Genomic DNA, 11,316 nt, shown 5'->3' on the forward strand with positions numbered 1-11,316 from the left:
TGCGGGGCGCGCGGTGCCGGGAGGTGGGGCACGAAGCGCGGAGGGCTGCGGGACGTGGGGTACAAAGCGCGGGCGGCGGGACGCGAGGTGCGGGGTTATGCGGTGCCGGACGTGGGGACGAGGTCTGAGCCTCGGGGCGCGGGGCGCGGGGCGCGGGGCGCGGGGCGCGGGGCGCGGGGCGCGATGCGCGGGATGCGAGATGCGAGGTGTCAGATGTGAGGCGTGGGATGCGGGCCGCGAGGCGTGGGCGTTGGTACGTGGCACGACGCGCGGGCGTTGGCCCGAGGGGCGGGATACGAGGCGCGGGGCACGAGGTCTGATTTCCGGGGCGCGGAACGCGTGCGCGAGGTGTGGGCCACGAGGTCCGAGCTGGGCCGCGGGCACGAGGCGCGCGTTGCGCTGCGCGGTGCGGCGCGAGGCGCGCGCGTGGCGGGGCACGGGTGCGAAGGGCGAGCTTGAGGTGGGGAACGCTGGGCCGGCTGTGCGTGGCGGGAGTGTGGTTGGGGCGGGTGGGGCTGGCGGACGGAGTCTGAGGGGGCTGTGGCTTGTGGACGACCGGGTCGGTGCTGGTGGGCGGGGGTGGCGCTGCGGTGGGGGCCGTGTAGGCGGGGCTGTGGATAAAGGCGGCTCTGGGCTGCTGGGTGGTTTGAGCTGGGGTACGGCAGCTCAGCCCGGCGGCGCCTCGCAGGCGTGACCAACGACTGGCCGGGCTGTTACGGGCGGGGGTGTGTGCCTGTGGTTGTGGACAGGCGGATCCGTACAGCTGGAATGAAGCAGCCGGTGAGAAACGAAGGTCAGGTGTTTTGTTTGATGCGGTTGGTGAGTTCGGCGATCTGGTTGTAGAGGGAGCGCCGCTCGGCCATGTGTTGGCGGATTTTGCGGTCGGCGTGCATGACTGTGGTGTGGTCGCGGCCGCCGAAAGCCTGTCCGATGCGTGGCAGGGAGAGGTCGGTCAGTTCGCGGCAGAGGTACATGGCGACCTGGCGGGCGTTGACCAGGACGCGGCTGCGGGAATGGCCTCGCAGGTCTTCCAGGCTCACGCCGAAGTAGTCGGCGGTGGAGACCATGATCTGGTCGGCGGTGATCTCGGGGCCGGCGCCGTCGGGCATGAAGTCGCGAAGGACCTCTTCGGCCAGGGCGAGCTGGACCGGGCTGCGGGTGAGGCTGGCGAAAGCGGTCACCCGGATGAGGGCGCCCTCGAGCTCGCGGATCGAGTTGGAGACGCGGGACGCGATGAACTCGAGGACGTCGGCGGGCGCGTACATGCGCTCCTGTGCGGCCTTCTTCTGGAGGATCGCGATGCGCGTCTCCAGGTCGGGCGGCTGGATGTCGGCGAGCAGGCCCCACTCGAAGCGGGTGCGCATGCGGTCCTCGAGCGTCGCCAGCTGGCGGGGCGAACGGTCCGAGCTGATGACGATCTGCTTGTTGGCGTTGTGCAGCGTGTTGAAGGTGTGGAAGAACTCCTCCTGCGTGCGCTCGCGATTTTCCAGGAACTGGATGTCGTCGATCAGCAGGATGTCGACGTCGCGGTAGCGCCGCTGGAACGCCTGCGTCTTGTCGTCGCGCAGGCTGTTGATGAAGTCGTTGGTGAATTCCTCGGTGGAGACGTAGCGAACACTGCGCGCATGACCGAGGGTGGTCGCGTAATGGCCGATGGCGTGCAGCAGGTGGGTCTTGCCGAGACCGGAACTGCCATAGATGAAGAGCGGGTTGTACGCCTTCGCGGGTGACTCGGCGACGGCGACGGCGGCCGCGTGGGCGAAGCGGTTGGACGAGCCGATGACGAACGTCTCGAACATGTACTTCGGGTTGAGACGGTTGCCGTCGTTCGTGCCGCGCGGGTTGCTCGACGGGCGGATGTCGGGCTGGGCGCGGCCGGGGCCGTTGTCGCCGCCGCGCATCTGGAGCGTGTCGTCGCGGTCGGGGCCGAACTGAGGCTGACGGTCGTCGGGGCGGCGCTGGTTGTCGCGCAGCTGGGACTGGTCGGCGGCCATCCGGTGTGCGGGCGGCTCGTTCGACTCCGGCTTCTCCGGCATCGGCGGCATCGGATCGGCGAACAGCGCCTCCTGCCCGCCGCGGGCGGTGGGAACGCCACGGGGGTACGGGCCGGCGGCCGGGCGCTGGGCGGAACCCGGCGGATAAGGATCGTAGGCGGGCTGCTCGGGCGGGCGCGGCGGATCGGCGTAGTGCCGCGGCTGAGGCTCGCTCGGCGGCTCGGCCTGCTGCTCGATCGGGGTGCCGTACACCTTTCCGGGTAGACCTGTGCCGTCCTCCGGGGGCTTCACGGTGACGGCGACCTGGATCGGCCGGTTGAGGCGGCGGCTGAGCGCCTCGGTGATCGCGGGGCGCAGGCGGGACTCGATGACGTCGCGGGTGAAGGCGTCCGGGACGGCCAGCAGCGCGGTGTCCTCGACGATGGCGCGCAGTTGGGTCAGCTGCAGATAGGCACGCTGCTGACGCGACGAGATCTCGTCGGCCAGTTCATCCAGCGTCGCCTTCCACACACCACCCAGGTCGACCTGATCGGCCACCGCCGCGCCACCCCCATCGCCACCGACCCCCGGTGGACCTTGTCCGGCTCTACCGCTCGTCGCTGCCCTCCAGGCACTCGACGTCTCCCCCAACCCAGCAACATCTAACGTGCTGAAGACGCTCGGCGCCACCGGCTGTCCACAGGTTATCCACAACCCTGTGCACTTGTCGGTGGTCACTTCCCCGGCCGGATGGTCGGCAGACCCCGGAGCCTGAAACGGCGCGGTTTCGCAGGCTCACCGTGCCGAACGATTCACCTGCTTGTCTGGTTTTGGCCGACTCGTCGTGGTATGCGTACACCGCTGATGACCAGCAAACGGGCACGCTAACAGCGAGGTCGCCGCAGCATCAACTCTCGTAGGGCTCTCTTATCGGCGAGCAAGCGCCCGACGGCAGGAAAAGATTCACAAGGCGCGCAGACTCCCATCCTCGCGCGGTGCCGTGATCTCGTGGTCGGCGTGCCGATCCAGGATATGGTTGACCGGCGCGGTCGCCCTGCGTAGGGTCGAGCGGTTGCTCCGCCGCGTTCTGCTAAAGTGGCGTCTTGCAGCTTTGATGCCCCCTGGATGTTGTACGAAGACGGAGTTTTGACGTGAGCAAGCGCACCTACCAGCCGAACAACCGCCGGCGTGCCAAGACCCACGGCTTCCGGCTGCGCATGCGCACCCGTGCCGGGCGTGCCATTCTCGCTGCTCGCCGTGGCAAGGGCCGCGACAAGCTGTCGGCCTGAGCCGACGCCTGTCGGCCCGGAAATTGGCCAGGTAGTCGTGCTGGCCGCGACTCAGCGTCTGCGGCGTAGTTCCGACTTCGCCGCTGCGATTCGCGGTGGCCGCCGGGCCGGTCGCGGGACGGTTGTCGTTCATCTGCTTATCGAGGAGCCGGTGCAAGCCTCTGCGGCGCGCGCCGGCTTCGTCGTATCCAAAGCCGTCGGCAACGCGGTGGTCCGTAACAAGGTCCGCCGCCGGCTCCGGCATCTGGTCCGGCATCGGCTGGACGACCTGCCCGGTGGATCGACGCTGGTGGTGAGGGCTCTGCCCCCGTCCGCCGAGGCGTCCTTCGACACCTTGGCCGACGATCTCGACGGCGCCCTGGCGGCGGCGCGCAGGCCGCGGAGGCCGCGATGAGCGTGCTCGCCCGTGTGCTGACCGCGCTGGTCGTCGCGTACCGTCGTTATGTGAGTCCGGTGCTGCCGGCCCGCTGTCGGTTCTATCCCTCGTGCAGTGCGTACTCCCTGGAGGCACTGCACAAGCACGGTGCTGTGCGGGGGACGGGGTTGACGGTCTGGCGGCTCCTGCGCTGCCACCCCTTCCATCCTGGCGGGTACGACCCGGTACCTGACCCGATCCGTCACCGTCCCGCCGATGTGACTGGAGCCTGAATTGAGTCTCGACTGGATCTACTACGCCATCTCGTGGATCCTCCTGCGCTGGCATGCACTCTGGGACTTCATCGGAATCCCGGACACGAAGGTGCTCGGCACCAACTGGTCGTGGGTGCTGGCCATCGTGTTCCTGGTGGTGACGGTCCGCGTCATCCTCTTCCCGGTCTTCGTCAAGCAGATCAAGAGCCAGCGGGCGATGCAGGCACTGCAGCCCAAGGTCAAGGAGCTGCAGGAGAAGCACAAGGGTGACCGGGAAACGCTCCAGAAAGAAATGATGGAGCTGTACAAGACCGAGAAGGCCAACCCGCTCATGGGCTGCCTTCCGATGTTCTTGCAGATCCCCGTCTTCCTGGGTCTCTTCCACGTCCTGCGGCGCCTCAACCCCGACAACCAGGGCAAGACGCTGTACGGGTGGACGGTCGAGCAGTTCGAGAGCGCGACTCACGCCTCGCTGTTCACGGCGCCGCTCCCGGCCAAGTTCGGCTCCAGCGCCTCCGAGCTCGCGGCGCTCGACGCCAACGGCACGACCGTCAAGATCATCGCCGGCATCCTGGTGCTGATCATGATGTCGACGACGTACCTCACCAGCCGTCAGATGATCCTCAAGACCGGTTGGGCCGAGGACCCGCAGCAGAAGATGATCCAGCGGCTGATGCTCTACGGCATCCCGCTCTCCCTGCTCGTCTCGGGTTCGCTGTTCCCCATCGGTGTGATCATCTACTGGGTCACGAACAACCTGTTCACCCTGGCCCAGCAGCAGTGGGTGCTGCGCAAGTTCCCGCCGCCGCAGATGGCCAAGAAGAACGCCTCGGCGCCCTCGCGCCCGTCCGGCCCGCCGGCCAAGAAGCCCGCCGGTGGTGCGACCACCCCGAAGAGCCCGGTGCAGACCGGCCGCAGCGGTGGCCTGTTCGGCAAGAAGAACCAGCCGGAGCCGCAGCCGCCGGTGGTGGACACCAAGGCGCTGGCCCCGAAGCCCGGTGCCAAACCGGTGAATCCGAAGAAGGGCGCCAGACCGGCGAGCAAACCCAAGGGATGATCGCGGCTCGGGCGCTGTCTACGCAGCGTCCGAGCGCTCCCCTTACTGAGACCTCCCCGCGGCACCACTAATTACTCGCCGCGGAAGCAGCGGACCGAGCAGGTCCGGCCCGATTGAGTACGGAGATGAGACCGTGACCGACACCAGCACGCCCGAATCGTCAGTCTCCGCCTCCCCATCCGAGGAGACGAAAACGTCGGAGAGCGTGGCCTCGGACGGCGACCTGTTCCGCCAGAGTGAGATTGCCGCCGACTACGTCGAGGGGCTGTTGGACATCCTCGACTACGACGGCGACATCGACGAGCTCGTGTCGGCCGGGCGCCCGATGGTCGAGGTGGTGGGTGGCCGGCTGCAGCCGCTCGTCGGCCAGCGCGGCGCCACGCTGGAGGCGCTCCAGGAGCTGACCCGGCTGGCGATCTTCCGGGCGACCGGTTCGCCGTCGCGCCTGCTGCTCGACATCGGTGGCTACCGGGCGTCGCGCCGCAAGGAGCTGGCGGCGGTGGCCCGCAACGCGGTCGAGAAGGTGAAGGAGCACGGTGACCCGGTGCGCCTCGAGCCGATGTCGGCCTTCGAGCGCAAGTGCGTGCACGACGTGGTGAACGCCATTTCCGGCGTGCAGAGCGAGTCGGAGGGTGTCGAGCCCAACCGTCGCATCGTGGTGCGGGTGGCGGACTGACGATGACTGACCCACGCGTGAGCGCGGGGGACGCCGGCCCGGGCGAGGGATCGCCCGGGCCGGTTCCGTTCCCGGAGTCTTCTGGTGTGCGGCGGGGGCCGAGGAGGCCGCTGGCCTTCCCCGGCAAGCGTGCCTCTTCGGGTAGCTCAGCTGCCCGTTCTCCGGGCTCGAAGACCTCGCCGCCGTCGACTGCGGCTCCTTCCACCTCGGCTGCCGCGGCTTTGAGCGCGGCTCCCTCCCCCGAGCCGGCGGCTTTCTCTTCGGCCTCCTCGGCGGAGGCGGCCTCGGATCTTGAGTCGTTCGGGCCGCCCGCGGAGATCGCTGAGGTGGCGGCCCGGGTCTTCGGAGATCGGCTGGGGCTGGCTGAGGCCTATGCACGGCTGCTGGTGACCGATGGCGTGGTGCGTGGGCTGATCGGACCGCGGGAGGCGCCGCGGATCTGGGAGCGGCACCTGGTGAATTGTGCCGTAGTGTCCGAGATCATCCCTATCGGCGCTTCCGTGGTTGACGTGGGGTCTGGTGCCGGTTTGCCCGGTATCGTGCTGGCAGTGGCCCGGCCGGACCTGCGCATCACCCTGGTCGAGCCGCTGGCACGACGCACCGCGTTCCTGTCGGAGGCGGTGACCGCACTGGGTCTCGACTCGGCCGTCACGGTCGTCCGGGGCCGCGCCGAGGATGTTGTCGACGGGCCCCCCGCCGGCGCCGACATCGTCACGGCGCGGGCGGTCGCCCCACTCGACCGGCTGGCCGGCTGGTGCCTGCCGCTGGCCCGTGTCGGCGGCAGGTTGCTGGCGCTGAAGGGCGCCTCGGCCGCCGAGGAGGCCGCGGAGCACCGGCAGGCACTGGCCGATCTGGGCGGCGCCGACCCGGTGATCCATCTGTGCGGGGAGGGCCTGATCGACCCACCCACCACGGTCGTGGAGGTCGTCGTGCAGTCCAGGCCGAAGCCGCCCACCCGGGCGGCAAGCCCGGCGCGGGGCCGCTCGAACGGCCGCAACACCGGGCGTGGGAGACCACGGAGGGGATAGATGTCCAGGCGGGGCGCACGCAGACGGAACCCGAAAGAGAAGCGTCCCGACCAGCTCTCCCCCGGCGCTGGGGGTGGTCAGTCCACCACCGGCGTCTCGTCCACCGCCGGAGCGCCGGCTCCCGCAGATCCCGCCCGCCCCGTTTCCGGAGGCTCTACTGCTGGTGGCGGCTCTGCGCCTTCTGCCGGTTCGGCGTCTGACGGCAGGTCCGTGCTTTCAGGCGGTTCCCCGTCCCGAGCTCGGGCTCAGGCTGCACCGGCGGCCTTCGCTAGGCCTCGTGCTGTGCCATCGTCTTCGTCGGGTCGTGGCGGTCCGGCCGAAGGGGCGATTCCTGCTTCTCGGGCTACATTGAGCGGCGGTGACGGCGCTTCTGAGGGGCGGGGGCGACGGCGTGGCAAGAAAGGCCGAAGGGATACGCCCAAGCCGGTGCCGTCATCGCCCGAGGCGAGCCGGCACGCTGTCGCGGCGGATGCCGAGGGGATGCCCGTCCGGAGTGCGCTGGCCGACCCTCCCACGACCGCCCCTTCCGCGGCGGCCCGCAACGTAGCGTCGGCATCCCCCACGGCTGCCATCCATCTCGCCTCGGCCGTCCCCTCGGGGGCGATTATGGCGGTGCCGGATGGCGGGGCTGCCGGAGTCGGCAGGCCCGAAGAGGGTGCGGCCTTTTCGCCGTCTTCTGGGCTTGTGGTGTCCGTGTCGAGCGGGTCGGTTGATCGGGCGGCCCTGTCTCCGGTGGCGTTTGTTCTTGTGGGCGGGCTGAGGGGGTCTTTGCCGGGCGCTGAGACCTTGGGTGAGACCCCGGTGGGGGTGGAGCGGGAAGACGCTACTGCGGGGACTGTGGGGGTGCTAGATCCGGAGTCCTGGTCGGCTGCTGAGGGCGTGGATGCTCGGGTAGTGGGTCAGGGGTCCTTGCGGTTGGGGCGGGCTCCCCTGCGTACAAAAGAAGAAGCGCAAGAAACAGCCGACCGTGACGGAAACGCGGGGTTTTTGGGGGGAAGCGGCGGGGACGCGGGGGCGGCATTGCGGCTCGTGCCCGGGAGGATGGTCTATGCGGCGTCCGAAGCGGTGGGGGACGGGCCTCATCGGACGGATGGCCGTGGCGAGGCTCGCCCGACGGCCGTAGGCTGGCCGGGCGTCGATAGTGTGTGCCGGTCTTCTGCCGCCGGAACGCACGTGTCGCCGACCGACCCGTTCCTCACTAACAGGGATAAAACGGTGCATGAGTACGGTGTTTCACGTGAAACCGAGTCATCTCTCGATCGCGAGCGTGCGTCCGGCATGAGCCAGGGTGGCGCATACAACACCTCTGATGGCGTCCCGGCTCCACGTGCCGGTGGCGGCTACTCCGGGCAGATCTACGGAAAACCGTCTTCCTCGCAGCCGGAGGAGACACGAACGCCGGCGCCTCGATCTTCGGCGGGACCGGTATCCGGTGCCCCTGTCTCGGCGGCGCCCGTTTCGTCCTCTCCAGTGTCGGCTGCACCTTCTTCGGGTGTGCCCGCAGCGCCGGACGAGCATGTTTCACGTGAAACGCCGAGCCGGGATGAAGACGATCCACCCCTAGCCATGGAAGCGTTGCGAGCTGTGCAGATCCTCAACCCGAGCGGCGAGATCACCATGCCGCGCCCGGATCACCCGAGGGTGCTCTGCGTCGCGAACCAGAAGGGTGGCGTCGGCAAGACCACCACGACCGTGAACCTCGCGGTGGCGCTGGCGTTGCATGGCAACCGTGTTCTCGTCGTCGACCTCGACCCTCAGGGCAATGCCTCCACGGGCCTCAACGTCCCGCACCACGCCGGCGTGCCCGACGTCTACGACTGCTTGATCGACAACGTGCCGTTGTCGGAGGTGGCGCAGGCGGTCGAGGGCATTCCGAACCTGTGGTGCGTGCCGGCGACGATCGACCTGGCCGGTGCCGAGATCGAGCTGGTCTCCGTGGTCGCGCGTGAGTCCCGGCTGGCTCGGGCCATCGCGGCGCACCCGGAGAAGTTCGACTACGTCTTCATCGACTGCCCGCCGTCGCTCGGCCTGCTGACGGTCAACGCGCTCTGCGCGGCGCAGGAGGTTCTGATTCCGATCCAGTGTGAGTACTACGCACTGGAAGGGCTGAACCAGCTGATCAACAACATTAATCTCGTACGCCAACACCTGAACCCGACGCTCGACGTCTCGACGATTCTGCTGACCATGTACGACCGCCGTACGCGGCTGGCCGACGCCGTCGAGCAGGATGTGCGCAACCACTTCGGCAGCAAGGTGCTGAACGCCGTCATCCCCCGAAACGTGCGCGTGTCGGAGGCTCCTAGCTACGGCCAGTCCGTGATGACCTACGATCCGGGATCAAGGGGCGCTACCAGCTACTTCGAAGCCGCCCTGGAGATCGCGATGCGTGGCGTCAACACGGGAGGCACGGCATGAAGAACCGTCCGCGGGGCGGGCTGGGCCGCGGCCTGGGCGCCCTGATTCCGACGGCGCCGGCCGCCGAGCCTTCACCGCCGGTCGACAGCGCGCCTCCGCCGGTCGACCCGCCTGTGGCGGTCATCGCCCCTCAGCCTGTTCCCGCTGCCCCTCTTGAGGAGGAGCTCGCGCCCGTCCCGGGGGCCCGGTTCACCGAGCTTCCCGTCGGCTCGATCGAACCGAACGCCAAGCAGCCGCGGCACGTCTTCGACGACGAGGCGCTGGACGAACTGAAGACCTCCATCCAGGAGGTCGGCTTCCTGCAGCCGATTGTCGTACGGGAACTCGGCGACGGCCGCTACGAACTGGTGATGGGTGAGCGGCGTTGGCGTGCCGCTCAGGCCATCGGGCGCGAGACCATTCCGGCGATCGTTCGCGAGACGCGCGACGACGCCATGTTGCGGGACGCGCTGCTCGAAAACATCCACCGGGCCAACCTGAACCCGCTCGAAGAGGCGGCCGCCTATCAGCAGCTGCTCGAGGAGTTCGGGGCTACGCACGAGGAGCTCGCCAAGCGGATCGGCCGCAGCCGGCCGCAGATCTCCAACACGATCCGCTTGCTGAACCTGCCGGCGCCGGTGCAGCGCCGAGTGGCGGCCGGGGTTCTGTCGGCTGGGCATGCCCGGGCGCTGCTGGGGCTGGACGACACCGAGGCCCAGGAGAAGCTGGCGCTGAGGATTGTGGCTGAGGGCTTGTCGGTACGGGCCACCGAGGAGCTGGTGTCCCTGGCGATCGCCGACGGCCCGGCCAAGAAGGCGGCGCCGACGCGCCGGCCGAAGGTGCATGCGCCCGCCCTCAATGATCTCGCGGACCGGCTGAGCGACCGATTCGACACCAGAGTCAAGGTCGACATCGGCCGCAACAAAGGCAAGATCACGATCGAGTTCGCGACCGTGGACGACCTTGAGCGCATCGTCGGCATGATCGGCGTCGACGAGGAAGGCGCTGGCGGCGAGGAGTAGGTCGTCGGGGTTCGACTTCTTCGGGGTGTGCGAGTTGATCGCACACCCCGATTGTTTTGAGGACTTTCTCGCCTGTCGATGCTTTGCGGAGTCGGGCCTCCGCTTGGGCTCAAATCCGGTTCTGTCAGAGCCATTCTCCTGAGGTTTTGGTCGACTCGACGATCTCCGTCTGTGCCGAATCTGACGCCCTTTATGGGACGTTTTGGTCTCGACGGACAATGGTATGTAGGTACGTAGGGTTTATAGAAAGCGTTTGAAGGATGACCCTGAGTGGCTAGAGGGTCGCACCACTCAATGAACGCGCTATTGTTGCGCTCGGTCGGTTGTGTGAGGGTCGGGTTGCGACCGGCTCGGCTCGGATGGGGTGATGGTGCCGGCGTGTTGAGGAATTTGCGCTTCACCCGGCGTGAGACGACTTCGCTCGCAAAGAGTCGCCGATTGCGTGGATGTCTCAGTCATCTTGATTGTGTGAAAGCTTTCGCGGACTGCTGCTTCTGTTTCACGTGAAACGAGACGGCCCGTAAGAGCACGACGTGTGGTGATCGAGTCGGTAGGTTCTGGCTGCCTCGGCCGTGAGGCGGGTGCGTTGTCACCGATGGAAAGGCGGCGAGGACACTCCGGGTTAGCGAACGGTCGAGAGCGCTGGGCCGTGCCTCCGTGCCGTGTGTTGCGTCTGATGATGATGGACCACACCTGGTGTCGTCCTCGGGCACTGAGCGGCGCCACGATGCGGTTGGGACGCTCATGAGTCCGGAATCATGGGCCGCACACTCCTCGAACTCGGAGGTGCCGCATCGAGCGCACCCGGTTGCCTCGACGGTCTCGCTAATGAAGGGCGTGCGGAGACGGGCTGGGCCGCGTTCGAGTACTAGGTCAAGCCTCTATGGAGGAGGACCTGCCGGCGGCTTGCAGACAAGAACGGAGCGAGCTCTTAGCCAACCATGGCTAGTAGCGGCTATCTGGTGTCGGCACTCCCAACGCCCCGATCCTGCGGAGCTGCAGCGCTGCCACAGCCGTTTCACGTGAAACGATCCGCCGTGTCCGAGGAAGGAGCGCCACTGCCCAAGCCGGCTCAAGAGTGAGCTGCGATTGCTAGGAGCAAACTTGAGGCAAATGGTAGGCCAGCCCTCTCGTGCACTTACGCTCCCTCGGAGACCGGAGACCGGAGACCGGAGACCGGAGACCGGAGACCGGAGACCGGAGACCGGAGACCGGAGACCGGAGACCGGAGACCGGAGACCGGA

At 68.0% G+C, this 11,316-nt stretch carries 9 protein-coding genes; 8 read left to right on the forward strand and 1 reads right to left on the reverse strand.

Annotated elements, in window-relative coordinates; genetic code table 11:
- Positions 1-794: 794 nt before the first annotated feature.
- Entirely contained in the window at positions 795-2,531 is a 1,737-nt protein-coding gene (gene dnaA, locus CRP55_RS51160) for a chromosomal replication initiator protein DnaA (RefSeq protein WP_097329384.1), read from the reverse strand.
- Positions 2,532-3,124: 593 nt separating this feature from the next.
- On the opposite strand from dnaA, the gene rpmH reads away from it, so the two are divergent.
- The 8 genes from rpmH (at position 3,125) to CRP55_RS51200 (ending at position 10,072) form a co-directional block, all read left to right on the forward strand.
- Entirely contained in the window at positions 3,125-3,262 is a 138-nt protein-coding gene (gene rpmH, locus CRP55_RS51165; protein WP_097329385.1) for a 50S ribosomal protein L34, read from the forward strand.
- Between the two features lie 37 nt (positions 3,263-3,299).
- Complete coding sequence (gene rnpA / locus CRP55_RS51170; protein WP_097329386.1) at positions 3,300-3,656, forward strand: ribonuclease P protein component; 357 nt, start codon at positions 3,300-3,302, stop codon at positions 3,654-3,656.
- Positions 3,653-3,910, forward strand: a complete 258-nt coding sequence (gene yidD, locus CRP55_RS51175; protein ID WP_097329387.1) for a membrane protein insertion efficiency factor YidD — start codon at positions 3,653-3,655, stop codon at positions 3,908-3,910. Before rnpA ends, yidD begins: the two co-directional genes overlap by 4 nt.
- Position 3,911: 1 nt before the next feature.
- A complete protein-coding gene (gene yidC / locus CRP55_RS51180; protein ID WP_097329388.1) occupies positions 3,912-4,949 on the forward strand; it encodes a membrane protein insertase YidC in 1,038 nt (345 codons plus the stop codon).
- A 133-nt stretch (positions 4,950-5,082) separates the two neighbouring features.
- Positions 5,083-5,625, forward strand: a complete 543-nt coding sequence (locus CRP55_RS51185) for a Jag family protein (RefSeq protein ID WP_245924032.1) — start codon at positions 5,083-5,085, stop codon at positions 5,623-5,625.
- Positions 5,626-5,627: 2 nt separating this feature from the next.
- A complete protein-coding gene (gene rsmG, locus CRP55_RS51190; protein ID WP_097329390.1) occupies positions 5,628-6,653 on the forward strand; it encodes a 16S rRNA (guanine(527)-N(7))-methyltransferase RsmG in 1,026 nt (341 codons plus the stop codon).
- 1,353 nt (positions 6,654-8,006) lie between these two features.
- The gene (locus CRP55_RS51195; protein ID WP_438865863.1) at positions 8,007-9,071 is read left to right on the forward strand and encodes a ParA family protein; all 1,065 of its coding nucleotides are present in this window, start codon (positions 8,007-8,009) and stop codon (positions 9,069-9,071) included.
- Positions 9,068-10,072, forward strand: coding sequence for a ParB/RepB/Spo0J family partition protein (locus tag CRP55_RS51200; RefSeq protein WP_097329392.1), 1,005 nt, complete (start codon positions 9,068-9,070; stop codon positions 10,070-10,072). The genes CRP55_RS51195 and CRP55_RS51200 overlap by 4 nt, the downstream gene beginning before the upstream one ends.
- The last annotated feature ends 1,244 nt before the right edge of the window (positions 10,073-11,316 follow it).

This window comes from Paractinoplanes atraurantiacus, assembly GCF_900215205.1.
Taxonomy (GTDB): domain Bacteria; phylum Actinomycetota; class Actinomycetes; order Mycobacteriales; family Micromonosporaceae; genus Actinoplanes; species Actinoplanes atraurantiacus.

What these genes read in the sequence shown, in the direction of transcription:
- CRP55_RS51200 (WP_097329392.1), top strand. Translation starts at nt 9,068, where the DNA reads ATGAAGAACCGTCCGCGGGGCGGGCTGGGCCGCGGCCTGGGCGCCCTG.
- yidD (WP_097329387.1), top strand. Translation starts at nt 3,653, where the DNA reads ATGAGCGTGCTCGCCCGTGTGCTGACCGCGCTGGTCGTCGCGTACCGT.
- rsmG (WP_097329390.1), top strand. Translation starts at nt 5,628, where the DNA reads ATGACTGACCCACGCGTGAGCGCGGGGGACGCCGGCCCGGGCGAGGGA.